Origin of the sequence: Roseovarius sp. THAF9, assembly GCF_009363715.1 — a bacterium.
Classification (GTDB): domain Bacteria; phylum Pseudomonadota; class Alphaproteobacteria; order Rhodobacterales; family Rhodobacteraceae; genus Roseovarius.
Window position 1 is genome coordinate 2,105,077 of the sequence record NZ_CP045404.1, and the last position, 18,942, is coordinate 2,124,018.

The window sequence follows — 18,942 nt, forward strand, 5'->3', positions numbered from 1 at the left end:
CGGCCGGCCCGTCAGTACAGGCCGCCCGAGCTCATGTTGCCAAAGCTGGATTTCTGGCCCACCTGCGCCTTGTTCCCGGTCGAGGTCGTGACCTCGCGCACCTGCTCGGTCTCGCCCGCCCGGAACAGGTCGAAATCCCCGCCCATCGCGTAACCACCATCGAAGGTGATCCCGAAAAGCGGGTCTTCGCCTTCGCGGAAGCATTCGGACACGACGTTCGCGCCCGATGCGCCCGCGGGCAGACGCGAGCCGGAATACCGGTCGATATTGATAAAGTCGCAGCCCTCGGGCACCTTGAAGTTGGACCCGCCGTATTTCTGGATCGCCTTTTCCATGAACGCCTGAAAGACAGGCCCGCACATGGACGACCCATAAGCGCCCCGCCCCATGCCGCGCGGCTGGTCATAGCCGATATAGCAGCCCGCCGCGATGGTGGACGAAAAGCCCACGAACCACACGTCGCGCGCGTCGTTGGTGGTGCCGGTCTTGCCCGCGATCGGCACCGGCAGGTTGATCGCACCGCGCGCCGTGCCCCGGTCGACCACCCCCTTCATCATCGAGGTCAGCTGATAGGCCGTCACCGGGTCCATCACGCGTTCGCGGTCGGACACGATCCGTGGACCTTTCGAGCGCGGGATGCCGGGATCGTTGCAATTCGTGCAATCGCGCGTGTCATGACGGTAAACCGTTCGGCCATAGCGGTCCTGCACCCGGTCCACCAGCGTCGGTTCCACCCGCTCGCCGCCATTGGCGAACATCGAATAGGCCGCCACCATTTTATACAGCGTGGTTTCTTCGGACCCCAACGCGTTGGCCAGGAACGGCTTCATGTTGTCGTAGACACCGAATTTCTCGGCATAGCGCGCCACCGTCTCCATCCCGACCTCTTCGGCCAGGCGGATCGTCATCAGGTTCCGGGACTGCTCGATGCCAGTCCGCAGCGGCGTGGGCCCGTAGAACTTGTTCGACGAGTTCTTGGGCCGCCATAGACCCTGCGGCGTGTTGATCTCGATCGGCGCGTCCACGACGATCGTCGCGGGCGTATAGCCGCTATCCAATGCGGAGGCGTAAACGAATGGCTTGAAGCTCGACCCGGGCTGGCGCTTGGCCTGCGTGGCGCGGTTGAAGACCGAGTGCTGATAGGAAAACCCGCCCTGCATCGCCAGCACGCGGCCGGTGTTAACGTCCATCGCCACGAATCCGCCCTGCACCTGCGGCACCTGCCGCAGCGTCCAGCGGATAAAGCTGCCGTCGCTGTCCGCTGTCATGCGGCGCACGTGAACGATCTCGCCGCGCTCGAACGTCTGCTGAAAGTTGCCCGGCAGCCAGGCGATATCTTCGCGCGGGACCACGTGGGGTTCGGCCTCTGTCTCCTCGACCCCCTCGATGCCCAACCGCATCTGCTGGTCCCCGATCTCCAGGATCACGGCGGGGTACCACGTACCGTCAAGTTCGATATCGCGCGCAACCCTCGTGTCGGCCAGCGCCGCGCGCCATGCCTCTTCGCTTTCCAGCGCCTCTGCGGGCAGTGTTTTGCCCGTCCCGCGCCACCGGCCCGTGCCGCGATCATAGGTTTCCAGCTGTTCGCGCAGCGCCTCCGCCGCGATATCCTGCAATTCGCGGTCGATCGTGGCCCGCACGGCCAACCCGCCGGAAAAGAACTCGCCTTCACCGAAATTCTGGCTCAACTGGCGGCGGATCTCGTCGGTAAAATAATCGCGCGGCGGCAGCTGCGCTGAAAATGGCTCGAAATCACCGTTCTGAACTGAACGCAGCGGCATCGCCACCTCGGTCTCGTAGCTGGCCTCGTCGATATACCCGTTCTCGTACATCTCTTTCAGCACGAAGTTGCGCCGCTTCATCAGCCGCTCTGCTTCGCGCACCGGATGATAATCCGACGGCGCCTTCGGCATCGACGCCAGGAACGCTGCCTCGTGCGGTGCCAATTCCCGCAGGGGCTTGTTGAAATAGGTCTGCGCCGCCGCCGTCACGCCATAGGAGTTCTGGCCAAGGAAGATCTCGTTCATGTAAAGCTCGAGGATGTCTTCCTTGCTCAGCGTCTCCTCGATCCGCGTGGCAAGGATGATTTCCTTGATCTTGCGCTCGATGCGCCGGTCGCCGGACAACAGGAAGTTCTTCATCACCTGCTGGGTGATGGTGGACGCGCCGCGTACGTTCTGTCCGCGCGACCGCACCGCCTCGACCATTGCCGCGGCGATCCCGCGCGCGTCGTAGCCGCCATGGCTATAGAAATTCTTGTCCTCGGCCGAGATGAACGCCTGTTTCACCAGATCGGGAATATCCTCGGCCGGGGTGAACAGCCGCCGCTCGCGGCTGAACTCGTCTATGATGCGCCCTTCGCCCGAATAAATCCGGCTGATCGTCGGCGGGGTGTAGTTGGCCAGGCTTTCATGGCTGGGAAGGTCTTTGCCATAGATATGAAACACCGCGCCAATCGACAGCGCGATCACCACGACGACAAGCGTCACGAGGCTGAAGATGGTGCCAAGGAAAGTGGTGATGGGTCTCAACAAGGCAAAGGTCCTTTCACAGTCGCCCTCGTATAGTGGTCGCCGCAAAGCGCGTCAAAACACATTCCCGCGCGGGGCGACCATAAGCGCCTCATTGCCGCACCAGTTCGGCATTGGCGGCGTCGGCCATCCTCCAGGCGACGACCGCATCGCTCACGGCCTGTGCCATCCGGTCCCGCCAGGCCTTGTCGGCGATATTCGCGCGGTCGCGCTCCGAGCTCAGAAATCCCACTTCGAGCAGGACAGACGGGATATCCGGCGACTTCAGCACCGAAAACCCGGCCATCCGCATCGGGCGCGAATTCAGCGGCAGGCCGTTTTCGCGAATGCCTAGTTGAATCGCCTTGGCAAGCTGGCCTGCGCGGGGCTGTGTTTCCAGCCGGGCCAGGTCCATCAGCACGTCGGCGACCGTGTCATCCGAGCCGGTCAGATCGATCCCGGCCAGCAGGTCAGCCCGGTCATGCCGCTCGGCCAGTGCCTCGGACGCCTTGTCGGACGCGCTGTCGGACAAGGTATAGACGGTCGCACCATGCGCCCGCCCCTCGCTCAGCGCATCGGCATGAAGCGACAGAAACAGTTCAGCTCCGGCCTGGTGCGCGATGGCCACCCGCCGCTCCAGCGACACGAAACTGTCATCGTCGCGCGTCAGAACCACCCGGATGTCGGCGTCGCGCAACAGCACGTCTTTCATCTCCCGTGCCAGCGCCAGCATCAGATCCTTTTCCGCCAGACCGTCCATTTCGGCCCCAGGGTCGATCCCGCCATGGCCCGGGTCGATCACCACGGTAAAGGGTCTGTCCGCGTCCTTGTCTGGCCGCTCCAGTCCAGAGGCCTTGCGCAGGTCCCAACCCGGCAGGTCGGGCGCGCCGGCGGCCGCGGCGAACGCCTCTGGTGTCGCCTCCTCCAGTTCGATCACAAGCTGCGCCGTGCCGCTTTCCGCGTTCAGCGCCATATCGGCGGCATCAACGGCAAACGGCCCCGTCAAATCGACCACCATGCGCGACCAGCCGGGCTGAAACGACCCCACGCGCACCTCGCGCGCCCGCTCCGCCATGTCCAGAAGCGTACCGTCCACGCCGCGCCAGTCCACTTCGCGGAAGTCGACCACCAGCCGCTCCGGCGCGTCCAGCGTGAACACGCGCCACGGCACGCCCTGGCTCAGCGCCAGTTCCAGAACCAGCCCCTGCCGCGTGTCCGCCAGGCGCGATCCCTCCATGTCGACACGCGCCAAGCCTCCAAAGGTCTGCGCGGTCGCACCCATTGCCCAAAGGCACATTATCAAAGCCAGAAACACCCGGATCATACTGCTCAGCCGCTTTCATCGGTCTTGTTGAACCAGACCTTACACCAGCCCCGGCGATTCCCACAGCCCGCTTTTTCGCTGCTCTGACGATACGTCCGGTCCAAAGCGGCATCCACGCACACTCATCACGATCCGGGGATCGGGCCTCTATCGCCTTGACGTTGCCGCCATGAAACCCGACACATGCCACGTCTTACGTACAGGAGAGCCCCGGATGATCCGCCCCCTTGTCTCAGCGACAGCCCTGACCCTGAGTTGCGCCCTGCCCCTCAGCGCGCTTGACCTCGAGTCCATGTCCGACGCCGAACGCGACGCCTTCCGCGAGGAAGTTCGCGCCTACCTTCTGGAAAATCCGGAAGTGATTATGGAGGCCGTCTCGGTCCTGGAACAGCGCGAGGCCGAGGCGCAGGCGCAGAACGATCAGGACCTTGTCGCGGCCAACGCGGACGCGCTTTTCAACGACGAAAGTTCCTGGGTCGGCGGCAATCCCGAGGGCGACATCACGCTGGTCGAGTTCATCGACTACCGTTGCGGCTATTGCAAACGCGCCCACCCCGAGGTCACCAACCTTCTGGAGGAAGACGGCAACATTCGCTTCGTTTTGAAAGAGTTTCCGATCCTCGGCGAACAGTCGGTGACCGCCTCGCGCTTTGCCATCGCCACGCGGCAGGTGGCCGGGGATGACGCCTATCATTCCGTCAGCGAGGCGCTGATTGCCTATTCCGGTGATATCACCGAACCGGCGCTGCGCCGGATCGCCGAACCGCTCGACCTTCCGTTCGACGAGATCATCGCGAAAATGGGAAGCGACGCCGTCTCCGAGGTGATCGAGACCAACCACGCGCTTGGTCGCGCCCTTCAGATTTCCGGCACACCGTCCTTCGTGATGGAAAACCAGATGCTGCGTGGCTACGTCCCGCAAGCCGAGATGGAACTGATCGCAGAGGATATCCGCAACGGCGGGTAGCCACGCGAAGAGCCGCCCGCAAGCCGTTGGAATGTAGTCTTATTCCGCGGCTTGCGCGCCTTCCGCCTCCTCGGCCTCCAGTGCGGCGGCCTTCTTCTCGACCTCTTCGACAATATGCTCGATCATCTGGTCGTTCGACATCTTGTGGCTGGCCTTCCCGGCCAGATAGACCATGCCGCTGCCCGCGCCCCCGCCGGTAAAGCCCACGTCGGTCATCAGCGCCTCGCCCGGCCCGTTGACCACGCATCCGATGATGCTCAGGCTCATCGGTGTCTTGATATGCTCCAGCCGTTCTTCCAGCGTTTCGACCGTCTTTATCACGTCAAAGCCCTGCCGCGCGCAGCTGGGGCAGGAAATGATATTGACCCCGCGATGCCGCAGACCCAGCGACTTCAGGATCTCGTAGCCGACCTTGACCTCCTCGACCGGATCGGCAGAAAGACTGACCCGGATCGTGTCGCCAATCCCCATCCACAGCAGATTGCCAAGACCGATGGCACTCTTGATCGTGCCCGATGTCAGCCCCCCCGCCTCGGTGATCCCAAGGTGAATGGGCGCGTCCGTCGCCTCTGCCAGTGCCTGGTAGGCGGCGGCAGCCATGAAAACGTCCGACGCCTTGCAGCTGATCTTGAATTCGTGAAAGTCGTTGTCTTCCAGCACCTTGATATGATCGAGCCCGGACTCCACCATCGCCTCGGGCGTGGGCTCGCCATACTTGTCTAACAGGTGCTTCTCCAGCGACCCGGCATTCACGCCGATGCGCATGGAACAGCCGTGGTCGCGCGCCGCCTTGATGACCTCGCGCAACCGGTCCTGACTGCCGATATTGCCGGGATTGATCCGAAGACAGGCCGCGCCCGCCTCGGCCGCCTCGATGCCGCGGCGATAGTGAAAATGGATATCCGCCACGATCGGCACCGGGCTTTCGCGGACGATCTCCTTCAACGCCTTTGAGCTGTCCTCATCCGGCACCGAGACACGCACGATATCGGCACCGGCATCGGCGGCGGCTTGAACCTGCGCGATGGTGCCCGGGATGTCCGTCGTCGCGGTATTGGTCATCGTCTGCACGCTGATCGGCGCATCGCCCCCGACGGGGACATCGCCCACCATGATCCGGCGGCTTGTTCGACGGTAAATGTTACGCCATGGACGAATGTGGTTCAGGGACATCTTTGCGCCTTCAGCCAAGTGTGCTTGTTACGCCAAACGTAAGCAGGCAAGTCGTGGATGACAATGCGGTCGCCGTGATTTGCCAGCCCTGCGCGATCACTCCTGGATCGGTGTCTCGGCGCGGGACTCAAGCTCGGCGACATAGCGGGACAGGTCCTGGTCCGCCTCCAGATTCGCAACAGGTAAGGCGTCCGCAAGCATCTGGGAGTCGAGCGGAAGGCCGGATGTCACCTGCCCACGTTGCCCGGCCGGGCCGTGATGCACGCCGTTGACCGCGAAATAAATCGCCCCGCTTTCGCCGATCCGGATCGTCGGCGCATCTTCCATCACCGGCACATCCCACGTGTCGCCGGCATTCATGATCGATTCGTAGATAACGCTGCCATCCGGAGCCTGCACCCGCACCCAAGCGGGGCGCACTGCAACCATCTTCACGCCCGCCGGCTGTTCGGCCAAAACTTGCGGGCTTTGACGCAGCTGGTCCTGAGGCTCCTGAACTTCAGTGACCTGGGTCGCGCCCTCGGTTGCCGAGGCATAATCGGGCGACGTCCGGTCTGCTTCGGGCAGATTGCCGCCGAACGCGCCCATTTCGGCCGGGTTCAGAGTCGAGATCGGGGCATCCCGCGCGATCATGACCGGAACCTCCAGCGCCTCGGGCCGGTACAGCCGATCCAGCCGTTCGTCCCGCGGAGCGTTGAACACCGATGCGGTCGTTGCAGGGTCGTTCTCCTGCGTCTCGCCACTATTGTTCGCAGCCGTAACGGCACCTTCGAGCGGGTCGAGGTCGCTCAGAACCGCGGGCGTATTTTCCACCGGCGCGAACTGGACGCGCTGCACTTCGTTCAGAATGCTCCATCCGCCGTATCCCAACCCACCGATCAGCAGGGCCAGAACCATGACCGAACCGATCGCACCGGGCTCGATCCGCGCCAGGAAAGATTCCGTGGCCGGCACGAACGGCGTCTTGGGCAGGGCGATGGGATCTTCCTTGCGCGACTGCCGGCGCAGCGGCCCTGCATCCGGGCGACGGATGCTGCTGGCCTCGGCCGACATGCCATGCGCGATGGAAAAACCGCTTTCTGCGCAGAAGCCCGCGAAGGCCCTGTCTGGATCCATGTTCAGGTAACGGGCGTAGGACCGGACGTAACCGGGAATGAACCCCGGCGTGTCGAAAGCGTCCGGGTCACAATTCTCGATCGCCGCGATATACGATGCCTTGATGCGAAGCTCGCGCTCGACATCCAGAAGGGATTTTCCGATGGTTGCGCGCTCGCCGCGCATCAGGTCACCGAGGCGCAACTCAAACGCGTCGAAGCCGCGCGGCTCGACGTCCGTCTCCCCCGTATTCCGCTTGGATCGGAACCCAATCATCAGGTTCTGCCCTCTAACTTCGTGCCTGTGTTTGTCCCGCCGTGCGAAAACCCTATTCCGGGTCTGTCCGATTCGCACGATGCCCTTCTTGTTTACGCTGTATTAGCATAGCACAAGAAACAATGCACCTGTGACGATATTATGCTGACAATTCGGCACGATTCAGCGCGCAATGGCTCCAAAGTTCATCCATCGCGTTAACGAGATGATCCATCTCGCGCGGGCCATGCACCGGTGACGGGGTAAAGCGCAGCCGCTCGGTGCCGCGCGGCACAGTCGGGAAATTGATCGGCTGCACATAAATGCCGTACCCGTCCAACAGCATGTCCGACAGCTGCTTGGTGTGCACCGGGTCGCCCACGATCACCGGCACGATATGGGTACCATGGTCGATGATCGGCAGCCCCAGCCCCTTCAGCCGCAGTTTCAGAATACCGGCCTGGGTCTGATGCTGGTCGCGCAAATCCTGATCGTGCTTGAGATGCGCGACGGAGGCCGCGGCCCCCGCAGCCACGGCCGGCGGCAGCGACGTTGTAAAGATGAAGCCCGGCGCATAAGACCTTATGGCGTCACACATTTTCTCGCTTGCAGCGATATAGCCGCCCATCACGCCAAAGGCCTTGGCCAATGTGCCGTTGATGATGTCGATCCGGTGCATCAGCCGGTCACGCTCCGCCACACCACCGCCGCGGGGCCCGTACATGCCCACCGCGTGCACCTCGTCCAGGTAGGTCAGCGCGCCGAACCCCTCGGCGATATCGCAAATGTCGGCGATGGGCCCGAAATCCCCGTCCATCGAGTAGATCGACTCGAACGCGATCAGCTTGGGCGCGTCGGGATCGTCCGCCGCCATCATCTCGCGCAGGTGATCCAGATCGTTGTGCCGGAAGATCCGCTTTGCCCCGCCATTGCGGCGAATGCCCTCGATCATCGAGGCATGGTTCAGCGAATCCGAATAGATGATCAGCCCCGGAAACAGTTTCGGCAACGTGGACAATGTCGCGTCATTGGCGATGTAGGCCGAGGTGAACAGCAGCGATGCCTCCTTGCCGTGAAGATCGGCCAGTTCGGCCTCCAGCCGCTTGTGGTAAACCGTCGTGCCCGAGATGTTGCGCGTGCCGCCCGATCCTGCACCGGTGGCGTCCAGCGCCTCGTGCATCGCTTCCAGCACGACAGGATGCTGCCCCATGCCAAGGTAATCGTTTCCGCACCACACGGTAATGGGTTGCTCCACCCCGTCGGGCCGCTTCCACACCGCGTGCGGGAACTGGCCGTTCGTCCGTTCGATATCGATGAAGGTGCGGTACCGCCCTTCCTCGTGAAGACGGCTCAATGCAGCTTCAAGCTTGGCAGTGTAATCCACGCGGATCCCCTCCTGGCAGTCTGACGAGAGCGCGGCGCGGGGGCGTGCAGCTTCGCCATTTGTGCGCCGGATATAAGTTTAAGGCTTCCCGCGCAACAGGTTACAAATTGCCACGCCCCGGCCCGGCTGGCAACAGCGGCCCGGCCCTTCCTTTGGTCGCAAGGGCACGCCCGCGCCCCGATCCCGCTGGACAGCGCGGCGCGCGATGGTAGGGTCCGCGCAACAACCCCTTCAGACCGGAGCCCGCGCATGTCTCTCGACGCCATTCTCACCCGTATCGACGCCCAGCTGCCCGACGCTATGGACCGCCTGAAGGACCTTCTGCGCATCCCCTCCATTTCGACCGACCCTGCCTTCAAGCAGCCCACCGAAGACGCCGCCGACTGGCTGGTCGCCGACCTGCAAAGCCTTGGCGTCAAGGCCGAGAAGCGCCCCACCACCGGCCACCCGATGGTCGTGGGCCATGTCGACGGGCCAAAAGGCGGCACCGGCCCGCACCTGCTGTTCTACGGCCATTACGACGTCCAGCCCGTCGATCCGCTCGACTTGTGGAAGACCGACCCCTTCGACCCACAGATCCAGGACACCGACGCAGGCCAGGTCATCCGCGGCCGCGGCGCCTCGGACGACAAGGGCCAGCTCATGACCTTCGTCGAGGCGTGCCGCGCCTACAAGCACGTCACCGGCGAATTGCCCTGCCGCATCACTTTCTTTTTCGAGGGCGAAGAGGAATCGGGCTCGCCCTCGCTCATCCCCTTCATGAAAGAAAACGCCCAAGAGCTTCAGGCCGATCTCGCGCTGATCTGCGACACGTCGATGGTCGCGCCCGGCGTGCCCTCCATCGCCTCGCAGCTGCGCGGCATGATGAAGGACGAGTTCACCATCCACGGCCCCCGCATCGACCTGCACTCAGGCCATTACGGCGGCCCGGCCCTGAACCCGCTCAAGGAAATCTCGCACATCATCGCCTCTTTCCACGACGACACCGGCCGCGTCGCCATCGACGGCTTCTATGACGGCGTGCGCGAGGTCCCGGCAGAGCTTTTGCGCCAATGGGAAGGCTGCGGCTTCGACGAAAAAGAATACCTCTCCTCCGTCGGCTTCACCCGGCCCCATGGCGAAGAGGGCTACAGCACCCTCGTGCAGCAATGGGCCCGACCCACGCTGGAAATCAACGGCCTTTGGGGCGGCTACCAGGGTGCCGGCACCAAGACGGTCATCCCCGCCGAGGCGCATTGCAAGCTGACCTGCCGGCTGGTCGACGACATGGACCCTGACGCGCTGCGCGTGAAAATCCGCAAACATGTCGAGGACCGCCTGTCGCCGGACGCGCGCGTCACCTGGAACGACGACCTCGACGGCTCGCCTGCGGCGGTGATGAACATCGACCGGCCCGAATTCGAGGCTGCCCGCCAGGCGCTGTCCGATGAATGGGACCGCGAGGCCGTCTTCGTCGGCATGGGCGGCTCGATCCCCATCGCGGGCTTTTTCAAGGACATCCTGTCGCTCGATTCCATGCTGATCGGTTTCGCCCAGGAAGACGACGCCATTCATTCGCCCAACGAGAAATACAACGTCGAAAGCTTCCACAAGGGCATCCGCAGCTGGGCGCGCGTGCTCGACCGGCTGTCGCGCTAGGCCATGCCCATCCCCGGCTTTCGCCACGCGACCGCACAGGTCAACGGCACCGAAATCGCCTACAGCATCGGTGGTTCCGGCCCGCCGCTGCTTCTGTTGCACGGCTTCCCCCAGACTCGCGCGCTCTGGGCCCGTGTGGCCCCGGCGCTGGCGGACACCCACACCGTGGTCTGCCCCGACCTGCGCGGCTACGGCGACAGCGCGAAGCCGCAGGATATCGCTGCCTACAGCTTTCGCGAAATGGCGCGCGATCAGACGGCGCTGATGTCCGTCCTCGGACATGCGCAATTCGCGGTGGTCGGCCATGACCGGGGCGGTCGCGTCGCCCACCGGCTCGCTCTCGATGCGCCTCAGGCGGTCACCGCCGCCTGCCTGATGGACATCGTCCCCACGCACACGATCTTGACGGAATTGCGGATGGATGTGGCGCAGGCCTATTACCACTGGTTTTTCCTCGCGCAGCCCGGCGCCCTTATAGAGGACATGATCGCCGCAGATCCGGACGCCTATTTTCACTCCTGCCTCACCGGCTGGGGCGCCGCCGACCTCTCGGACTTCGATCCCGATCAGCTGACCGCCTACCGCGATAGCTGGCGCCAGCGCGACACGATCCGGGGCATGTGCAATGATTATCGCGCCGTCATCGCCCATGACGTGCATGACGACGCCGATGATCTGGGGGGCCGCATCGCCTGCCCCACGCTGATTCTCTATGGTGCGAGCGGCGCCATGGCCCGAGCCTATGACGTGCCGGCCACGTGGGCCTCGAAATGCACCGACATGCGGGCGGACACCATACCGGGCGGGCACTTTTTCATCGACACCGCGCCAGACGCGACCATTGCGGCGCTGCGCAGTTTCTTTCTCTGAATTCAAGGGAATACGTGGCGCGGTTGACGGGGCTCGAACCCGCGACCTCCGGCGTGACAGGCCGGCACTCTAACCAACTGAGCTACAACCGCGCAAAGGTCGTACTGTTCTGCAGCAGTGGCGCGGTTGACGGGGCTCGAACCCGCGACCTCCGGCGTGACAGGCCGGCACTCTAACCAACTGAGCTACAACCGCCCGCTGCAAGCCCGGGACGGTGCCCCGAGCGTGAGGTGCTGTTTAGGCGGCACGGCCCGCCCCGTCAAGCGGTCAACACGTCAATTCGACAGGTTTTTGTTCGCTCATCCGGGCGTTGCGTCGGCCTGTTTCAACCATGTCTCGGGATGCGAGGAAACAGTGATTTTCTCGGAATTACCTGCTCGCGTTAGGGCTGAATGGGCTAACCTTCTTTACTGCTTGAGGGTCAATCGCTATTTGACGTAAATCAGAAAGACCTCTTATAAGTGACTTGTGATCCGCAAAACAGGATTTTTGCCCCGTGATTGATTTCCATGACCGACTGAAAACATACATCAAAGGTTCATCGTACGATTACAAAGCCCTGTCGCTCGAGATCGGTCAGGGTGAACGCTACATATCCAACCTCCTGTCATCGAAAAGTGACCCGGGGTACTCCAGCGTCGTCAAGATCTGCTCGGCCCTCGGGATCACGCCGAACCAGATCGCGGGCCTCAACGACCAGATCACTCTGGCCGGGGGCGAGATCGACAATCGCATTGTGAGCGCCCAGGCGGAACGCATCCTGACCTCCGTCACGCGCGAGGCGCACCGCAAGCTCTCTCAGCGTGGCGCGCGCCCGCTGCTTGACGATGTCCTGACCTGGTGGCACCAGCAAGGCGGCGTCCTGACCAATTTCGACACGCTCAGCGAACATGTCGACCTCTACCTCGCCCCCGATGAACACTCCCGCCTGCCCGAACCCTACAAGATCGGCCACCAGAGCCTTGCCGCCCAAAGTTTCGGCATCCAGACAGCCGAGCACCTGCGCTATCTGTTCACCACCTTCGACGACAAGCTCTGCGAAAGTGTGCGCCTGGCTCATGTCGAGGCGACGCGCGGCGAACCCAAGCTGACGATCGAGGAAATCGACGTTATGCTGCCCGGCCACAGCTTTCCGCTGCGGTTCACCTACAAGCGTCTGCTGCTGCCCGTGCGTGACGGACAGGGCAACAAGTTCGTGCTGAACTATTCACAAGCTCTCGAGTGAGCCGGCGTAATACGCCATCATGTGGGCAAGATGTTCGGATGACAGCGCCACGAGCCATTCGCTGTCGCCCCGCCCCGGCGGCGCCGGATCCGCCCATTTCGCGACACCAGGAACCTGCACTGTAAAGCCGTATGTCGTGGCGAACCCCGCCATGACGTCCCGGTCCCGCATCATCGCATAGGTCCAGTCGACCGGCCACTTGGTGGCGATGCAGCAATGCAATAGCAACATTAACTGCCGCAGCCGCTGCCGTGAACCGCGTTGCCCCGGCGCCACGAACAGCTCACCGATATAGGCCATGCGTCCGTGAAACCCCGGCGGCAGCGCCGTGGTGAACTGAAGCAACGTGTCGCCGGACGGGTGGGGATAATGCCGGCGCATGGTGCGGCGCATATAATCGCCCATGTTTTCGCGTCCGACATTGTCATACCGCGTGGCGACCGCGGCGACGAATGTCTCGCCTTCCCAAAGCACCAGCCAGAAGCCCGAGTGTTCGGTGAAGTCGTTGTAATGTGATGACAGTTTCGCGGTCACGCTGGTTTTCCCGTGCGTGCGGACAAGTTGCTCCATCTCCTCGAAGTCGGAAACCGTCTCAATGCGGTAGCCGTTCCGGCTCAACCCGGCGACGCAAGCGCCACCGACCTTGATGACATCAAGTGAATTCAGCATCTGGCTTTGCTTCCCCGCGCCAACCTTCATCCCCGCCTCGGGTTCGTTCCCGGCTGCCAGACATGGTTAACAGCCCATTATGCAGGTTAAAATGACTCCGGTCCTCAAAAACGGTATGTTTCTGTCAAAGAAACAGTTGTCCCGGATCAAGGAAAAGCGCGAAAGCAAGAAGGCATGGTGGGCGGTGAGGGACTCGAACCCCCGGCATCTTCGGTGTAAACGAAGCGCTCTACCAACTGAGCTAACCGCCCCTTTCCAGGTTCCTCTAGCAACACCTTCAACGCCTTGCAAGACGCATTGGTGCCCATGACGCGGCATTCTCAACCGCTTCCCATCTGCGCGGCCTCAAACACAACTTTTACGCAACAATCCCGATCAATCGCGTCGCATTTGTTTGAAAAGGCATTCGGATCGCGACAATCGGGGCTACTGTCCCGAACCGACGAAAGACAAACGGCGCTCAAGCATGGCAACCACCCTTTTGGCCGCCGCCGTTGCGGCGGCATTGTTCCTTTTTCTGGCACTGCTTCCCTATGGACGCACAGCCCTGAGGGCTGGCCTGTTGTCTGCAGCCGTCCTGGTGTGTCTTTGGATCGGGCACTACTTCGACCTTTTGGGCTACGGCGCGCGTGGCGAGGACACGGCCCGTGTCAGGGCCTTCCTGGTGCTCCTGGCGCTCAGCCTCGCATGGTTCCTCGCAACGTCGCTGCAGGTGTTGCGCCGCAGCTTTCCCGCGCACTGGCCCGGATGGAGCTGGCCTGCCGTGGTGCTTGTGACGCTACTGGTTATCGGTTTCGGCGTCTGGCGCATGGTAACGCTCTGACGCGGCGGTTTTCCGGGCGGAAAATGGTGGGCGATAGAAGATTCGAACTTCTGACATCTTCGATGTGAACGAAGCGCTCTACCACTGAGCTAATCGCCCGCCGGAGCCGCTGTTTAGCGCCCCTTTCGCAACGGTGCAATAGCAAAGCTGCACGGAAATCCGGTTGGCAATCGACTTCTCGCCACGCCGTCTTATGGCCGCTTTGGCGTCAGGCTCCGTCGGCTGGGGTATCCGATTTGGGCTGACGGATCTTCGCCACCGTGACGCGCGCGTTGCCGGTATCCTTCTGCCGGTTGATCTTCACCTTGCCGAAGGGCTTGAGGTTCAGTTCCCGCCCCTCCGCGAGCGCCTCGCCCAGAACCTCGAGCATGGCCTCGACCACCGGCTTGACCTTGTTCTTGTTCAGATCGGCCCGGTCTGCCACCAGTTGGAAAAGTTCCTGCTTCTTAAGTTCCGTCGACAGGATATCGGCACCGGATGTCTCGGTGACCACTTCCAGTTCCGGCTTGACCGCGGGGGCCGCGTCCTTGGTGGATGCTCCGGTTTTCGGGCTTGCTGTACTGCGCGATGCCATTTTGGACCTCTATTATTGAAGTTTTGCCACACGATACCTGAAATCGCGGCGATTGCTACCGCCGAGTTGACCTTTGGTCGGCTTCGACGCATAACGTTCGGCGTAACGCAAACTGGGGATCACAACGTGACCAAACTCATTGCCGCAGCCGCCTTCGCATCACTCATCGTGATCGAACCCGCCGTCGCGGGAAATCTGTCGGACCCCGTTCTCGATCAGCAGATCGTCATGGACGCCGCGGTCGAGGATTCCACCGCCAAAATCGATATCCTGATGATAACGCTGATCTACGTTTTCACCATGGCGATCGCCGGCGGCGCGTTTTAAGCGGCCCGTTTACGGAACCTCATATTTGTCCGAACCAGCCCGCTTGCGGTTGTCGGATCTTTTGCGACTCGCGCTTGGCCCCCGGATCATCGGTTGATTGAACCTTTCCCGTTCCGGGCACGACCCACATGCAAACGCCGCACGTACGGCGTGGTATGACAGGGAAGACAAGCGCATGGGGTTTTTCACCGGCACAAGCGGAAATAATTGGATTTACGGCACGTCGCAGAACGACATCGTCTACGGATTGGGCGGTCATGATCGCATTTATGGCGGCTATGGCGACGACACGCTGTCTGGTGGCGCGGGAGTGGACACGGTCCATGGCGGCTGGGGCGACGATCTGCTCATCGTGGAAGGCGCGCAGCTCGCGGATGGCGAACCCTATGTCGGCGAAGGCGTGGAAGATTACCGAGGCGGCACTGGCGACGACCGCATACTGATCCTCGATCTGGGCAACATGCACACCCAGGTGCGTGGCGACAGCGGCTATGATCTCCTCGATTTCAGCTGGTTTCACAGCTCCGTGTTTCTCGCCGGAAGTCACTATCAAGGGCCTGGATCACTGGATTACTCCGGGATCGAGCATGTCCGCGGATCGTCTTTCGACGATGTTCTGATAGCGGACTGGAGTGTCGACCGGATAGAAGGACAGGCCGGGAACGACATCATCATGGGTCGCCTGAAAACCGACACGCTCAGCGGCGGCGCCGGCAATGACACACTCTCCGGTGGCCCCGGCGATGACGTAATGACCGGCGATGGAGGCGCCGATATCTTCGAATTCCTCGAAAACGACGATGCGCCGCGCGGTAATGACAGGTGGGCCACAATCACCGATTTCAACAGCACCGAGGGCGACCGGATCGACCTGTCGCAGCTGGGCACCCTGCACTTCGTCGGTGAGCGCGATTTCGGCTACTCGCTCACCGGGCAAGTCCGGATCGAGCGGGATTGGTGGTCGACCAGCCGCGCGACGCTGGAGATCGACCTTAACGGCGACCGGATCGCAGACGGACACGTGGATATCTTCATCGAGGGCGGCGGCCCGATCACCGCCGATGACCTGATCCTCTGAACCGAAAAAGGCGCCCGACATTGCGGGCGCGTTTCGTGTTTCTGCATCACAGGGTTCAGTGGGTTACAGCCCCTGCCCCGTCCTCGCCGGACTTCCGCGCCGCTTCGGCCGCGGCAGCCTCTTCAGCCGCTTCGTCCCACTCAACCGGTTCGGGCGCTTCCACCAGCGCCAGTTTCAGAACGTCGCTCACGTGTTCTACGGGGATGATCTCCAGCCCCTCTTTCACGTTGTCCGGGATCTCGGCCAGATCCTTTTCGTTCTCCTGCGGGATCAGCACCGTCTTGATGCCACCACGCAGGGCCGCCAGCAGTTTCTCCTTCAGCCCGCCGATGGCCAGCGCATTACCGCGCAGAGTGACCTCACCGGTCATGGCGATGTCCTTACGCACCGGTATACCGGTCAGCACGGACACGATGGACGTCACCATCGCCAGACCCGCGCTCGGCCCGTCCTTGGGCGTCGCGCCTTCGGGCACGTGCACGTGGATATCCCATTTCTCGAACCGCGGCGGTTTCACCCCGATCTGAGGACTGATTGACCGCACATAGGAAGACGCAGCGTCGATCGACTCCTTCATCACGTCGCCCAGCGTGCCGGTGGTCTTCATCCGGCCCTTGCCCGGCAGGCGCAGCGCCTCGATATTCAAAAGCTCGCCGCCGACCGAGGTATAGGCCAGCCCGGTGACGACACCCACCTGGTCCTTCTCCTCGGCAAGCCCATAGCGGAACTTTTTCACGCCAAGGAACTCGTCGATATTCTCCGACGTCACGTCGACGCGTTCAGCCTCTTTCTTGATGATCTTGGTCAGCGCCTTGCGGCACACCTTGCTGATCTCGCGTTCGAGGTTCCGCACGCCCGCCTCGCGGGTGTAATGCCGGATGATCGCCGTCAGCGCAGAGTCGTCCAGGCTGAACTCCTTCTGCTTCAGACCGTGGTTCTTGATCTGCTTGGCCAGTAGGTGCTGCTTGGCGATCTCGCGCTTTTCGTCCTCGGTGTAGCCGGCCAGCGGAATGATCTCCATCCGATCGAGCAGTGGCCCCGGCATGTTGTAGGAGTTCGCGGTGGTCAGGAACATCACGTTCGACAGGTCGTACTCGACCTCAAGGTAGTGGTCCACGAACGTACCGTTCTGCTCGGGGTCCAGAACCTCCAGCATGGCCGACGCCGGGTCGCCCCGGAAATCCTGACCCATCTTGTCGATCTCGTCGAGCAGGATCAGCGGGTTCGTCGTCTTCGCCTTTTTCAGCGACTGGATGATCTTGCCCGGCATGGAGCCAATATAAGTCCGGCGGTGACCGCGGATCTCGGACTCGTCGCGCACGCCACCCAGGCTGATGCGAATGAACTCGCGCCCCGTGGCCCGCGCCACGGATTTGCCAAGGCTCGTCTTGCCCACGCCCGGCGGGCCGACAAGGCACATGATCGGGCCCTTCAGCTTTTTCGAGCGTTGTTGCACGGCCAAATACTCGACGATCCGCTCCTTGACCTTCTCGAGGCCATAGTGGTCCTTGTCCAGCACGTCCTGCGCCCGGCCCAGATCCTTCTTCACGCGGGATTTCTTGCCCCACGGGATCGACAACATCCAGTCCAGGTAGTTGCGCACCACCGTGGCCTCGGCGCTCATCGGGCTCATGTTCTTGAGCTTCTTCAGCTCGCCCTCGGCCTTCTCGCGCGCCTCTTTCGACAGCTTGGTATTCTCGATGCGCTCTTCCAGCTCGGCAATCTCGCCTTCGCCGTCCTCGCCATCGCCCAGCTCCTTCTGAATGGCCTTCATCTGCTCATTCAGATAGTACTCACGCTGCGTGCGCTCCATCTGGGATTTCACGCGCGTCTTGATTTTCTTCTCGACCTGCAGAACGCTCATCTCGCCCTGCATCAGGCCATAGACCTTCTCAAGCCGCTCGCTGACGCTCAGCGTCTCCAGCAGCTCCTGCTTCTGCGCCACCTCGATGCCCAGATGCCCCGACACCAGGTCGGCCAGCTTGGCGGCATCGTCGGCTTCGGTCACGGCGGCCAGCGCCTCTTCGGGGATGTTTTTCTTGACCTTGGCATAGCGCGCGAACTCGTCCGACACGGTGCGCAGCAGCGCCTCGATCGTCGCGGCGTCGCCCGGCATTTCCTGCAGGTACTCGGCCCGTGCTTCGAAGAAATTCTCGTTTTCCAGATACTCGGTGATCTTGACCCGCGCCACGCCTTCGACCAGCACTTTCACGGTACCATCGGGCAGCTTGAGCAATTGCAGCACGTTGGCAAGCACGCCGGAATTGTAGATACCGTCGGCATTGGGATCGTCCTCGCCTGGGTCGATCTGGCTCGACAGCAGGATCTGCTTGTCGTCCTGCATCACCTCTTCAAGCGCGCGCACGGACTTATCGCGCCCAACGAAAAGCGGCACGATCATGTGCGGGAACACGACGATATCGCGTAGCGGCAGGACCGGGTAAGAGGCGTTAAGGGGTTCTAGCATGCTCGTTATCCTGTATTGGCAAGAAGGCTCCGGTCCCGACTTGGCGGCAACCACCGTCCTTCTCCGTTTCGATACTGTTAATCTGGGCGCTCGCGGCCCGGTTTCAACCTCGCACCCCGGCCAGGTCACGCGCAGAATGCCTTGCGCCACGCACGGGTACAAGCATCAAATATACGCATTCTTACTGTTGGCCTCGCGAAGACTGGCCCGATCTAGCGGTTGGCACAAAACGAGATCACCACCCCGACTTGCATCTCGCCGCCATGAAAATACGGGCGAACCAGACTGGGCGTTCGAGTCAACTATCAGGCTCGACGCACCAAGGATGGGCTCTGAAATCGGCGGCGCGTCAGGCCAGAAGTATCGCGGCCAAAATCGCCACCGAGGCCCAGCTGATCGTGAATGCGGCATATGTCATCTCATTGCTCCCAGTATGTCACGCTGTCGTGATGCCTCTGGGTCGCGCTCTACCGCCGATGGGTTCAAAAAAGGTGTACCGGCCCCTGCAAAGGGACCGGCACTTTTCATGGTAATAAAGATGTGTGTCGCATGATCCGTGTCAG

15 protein-coding genes and 4 tRNA genes are annotated in these 18,942 nt (G+C 62.2%); 7 read left to right on the forward strand and 12 right to left on the reverse strand.

All coding sequences use genetic code 11. The features are described from left to right. Nucleotides 1-11 precede the first annotated feature (11 nt). Nucleotides 12-2,534: a penicillin-binding protein 1A gene (locus tag FIU86_RS10425; RefSeq protein ID WP_152475029.1), complete on the reverse strand. Its 2,523-nt coding sequence runs from the start codon at nucleotides 2,532-2,534 to the stop codon at nucleotides 12-14. Nucleotides 2,535-2,622: 88 nt separating this feature from the next. After that, nucleotides 2,623-3,792, reverse strand: coding sequence for an N-acetylmuramoyl-L-alanine amidase (locus FIU86_RS10430; protein WP_254703798.1), 1,170 nt, complete (start codon nucleotides 3,790-3,792; stop codon nucleotides 2,623-2,625). 256 nt (nucleotides 3,793-4,048) lie between these two features. Between FIU86_RS10430 and FIU86_RS10435 the strand changes: the two genes are divergently transcribed. After that, nucleotides 4,049-4,801, forward strand: a complete 753-nt coding sequence (locus FIU86_RS10435) for a DsbA family protein (RefSeq protein ID WP_152475031.1) — start codon at nucleotides 4,049-4,051, stop codon at nucleotides 4,799-4,801. A 39-nt stretch (nucleotides 4,802-4,840) separates the two neighbouring features. On the opposite strand, the gene ispG is transcribed toward FIU86_RS10435, so the two are convergent. The 3 genes from ispG to hemA all read right to left on the reverse strand — a co-directional run bounded on the left by ispG (nucleotide 4,841) and on the right by hemA (nucleotide 8,708). Beyond that, nucleotides 4,841-5,974 (reverse strand): flavodoxin-dependent (E)-4-hydroxy-3-methylbut-2-enyl-diphosphate synthase, encoded by a 1,134-nt coding sequence (ispG, locus tag FIU86_RS10440; RefSeq protein ID WP_152475032.1) that lies wholly within the window; start codon nucleotides 5,972-5,974, stop codon nucleotides 4,841-4,843. 96 nt (nucleotides 5,975-6,070) lie between these two features. Beyond that, nucleotides 6,071-7,345, reverse strand: a complete 1,275-nt coding sequence (locus tag FIU86_RS10445) for a helix-turn-helix domain-containing protein (RefSeq protein ID WP_152475033.1) — start codon at nucleotides 7,343-7,345, stop codon at nucleotides 6,071-6,073. 139 nt (nucleotides 7,346-7,484) lie between these two features. After that, nucleotides 7,485-8,708 carry a 5-aminolevulinate synthase gene (hemA, locus tag FIU86_RS10450; RefSeq protein ID WP_152475034.1) on the reverse strand — a complete coding sequence of 408 codons (1,224 nt, stop codon included), beginning with the start codon at nucleotides 8,706-8,708 and terminating at the stop codon, nucleotides 7,485-7,487. Nucleotides 8,709-8,957: 249 nt separating this feature from the next. On the opposite strand from hemA, the gene FIU86_RS10455 reads away from it, so the two are divergent. After that, nucleotides 8,958-10,346, forward strand: coding sequence for a dipeptidase (locus tag FIU86_RS10455; protein ID WP_152475035.1), 1,389 nt, complete (start codon nucleotides 8,958-8,960; stop codon nucleotides 10,344-10,346). Between the two features lie 3 nt (nucleotides 10,347-10,349). Next, nucleotides 10,350-11,216, forward strand: a complete 867-nt coding sequence (locus FIU86_RS10460) for an alpha/beta fold hydrolase (protein WP_152475036.1) — start codon at nucleotides 10,350-10,352, stop codon at nucleotides 11,214-11,216. Nucleotides 11,217-11,231: 15 nt separating this feature from the next. Here FIU86_RS10460 and FIU86_RS10465 read toward each other — a convergent pair. Both FIU86_RS10465 and FIU86_RS10470 read right to left on the reverse strand, forming a co-directional pair. Beyond that, nucleotides 11,232-11,308, reverse strand: a tRNA-Asp gene (locus tag FIU86_RS10465). A 26-nt stretch (nucleotides 11,309-11,334) separates the two neighbouring features. Beyond that, a tRNA-Asp gene (locus FIU86_RS10470) sits at nucleotides 11,335-11,411 on the reverse strand. 301 nt (nucleotides 11,412-11,712) lie between these two features. Between FIU86_RS10470 and FIU86_RS10475 the strand changes: the two genes are divergently transcribed. Beyond that, nucleotides 11,713-12,441, forward strand: coding sequence for a helix-turn-helix transcriptional regulator (locus tag FIU86_RS10475; RefSeq protein ID WP_152475037.1), 729 nt, complete (start codon nucleotides 11,713-11,715; stop codon nucleotides 12,439-12,441). Here the strand turns inward: FIU86_RS10475 and FIU86_RS10480 are convergent. Further along, on the reverse strand, nucleotides 12,424-13,110 hold the full coding sequence (locus FIU86_RS10480; protein ID WP_152475038.1) for a hypothetical protein: 687 nt from the start codon (nucleotides 13,108-13,110) through the stop codon (nucleotides 12,424-12,426). The two genes, FIU86_RS10475 and FIU86_RS10480, sit on opposite strands and share 18 nt — an antisense overlap. Before the next feature lie 175 nt (nucleotides 13,111-13,285). Then, nucleotides 13,286-13,361, reverse strand: a tRNA-Val gene (locus FIU86_RS10485). 215 nt (nucleotides 13,362-13,576) lie between these two features. Between FIU86_RS10485 and FIU86_RS10490 the strand changes: the two genes are divergently transcribed. After that, complete coding sequence (locus FIU86_RS10490) at nucleotides 13,577-13,933, forward strand: hypothetical protein (protein WP_152475039.1); 357 nt, start codon at nucleotides 13,577-13,579, stop codon at nucleotides 13,931-13,933. Nucleotides 13,934-13,957: 24 nt separating this feature from the next. Here the strand turns inward: FIU86_RS10490 and FIU86_RS10495 are convergent. Both FIU86_RS10495 and FIU86_RS10500 read right to left on the reverse strand, forming a co-directional pair. Further along, a tRNA-Val gene (locus tag FIU86_RS10495) sits at nucleotides 13,958-14,032 on the reverse strand. A gap of 109 nt (nucleotides 14,033-14,141) precedes the next feature. After that, nucleotides 14,142-14,507 carry an HU family DNA-binding protein gene (locus tag FIU86_RS10500; RefSeq protein ID WP_152475040.1) on the reverse strand — a complete coding sequence of 122 codons (366 nt, stop codon included), beginning with the start codon at nucleotides 14,505-14,507 and terminating at the stop codon, nucleotides 14,142-14,144. Between the two features lie 126 nt (nucleotides 14,508-14,633). On the opposite strand from FIU86_RS10500, the gene FIU86_RS10505 reads away from it, so the two are divergent. After that, a complete protein-coding gene (locus tag FIU86_RS10505; RefSeq protein ID WP_152475041.1) occupies nucleotides 14,634-14,834 on the forward strand; it encodes a hypothetical protein in 201 nt (66 codons plus the stop codon). Nucleotides 14,835-15,009: 175 nt separating this feature from the next. Beyond that, nucleotides 15,010-15,912 (forward strand): calcium-binding protein, encoded by a 903-nt coding sequence (locus tag FIU86_RS10510; protein WP_152475042.1) that lies wholly within the window; start codon nucleotides 15,010-15,012, stop codon nucleotides 15,910-15,912. Between the two features lie 55 nt (nucleotides 15,913-15,967). Here the strand turns inward: FIU86_RS10510 and lon are convergent, their stop codons facing one another. Beyond that, nucleotides 15,968-18,379, reverse strand: coding sequence for an endopeptidase La (lon, locus tag FIU86_RS10515; RefSeq protein WP_152475043.1), 2,412 nt, complete (start codon nucleotides 18,377-18,379; stop codon nucleotides 15,968-15,970). Between the last annotated feature and the right edge of the window lie 563 nt (nucleotides 18,380-18,942).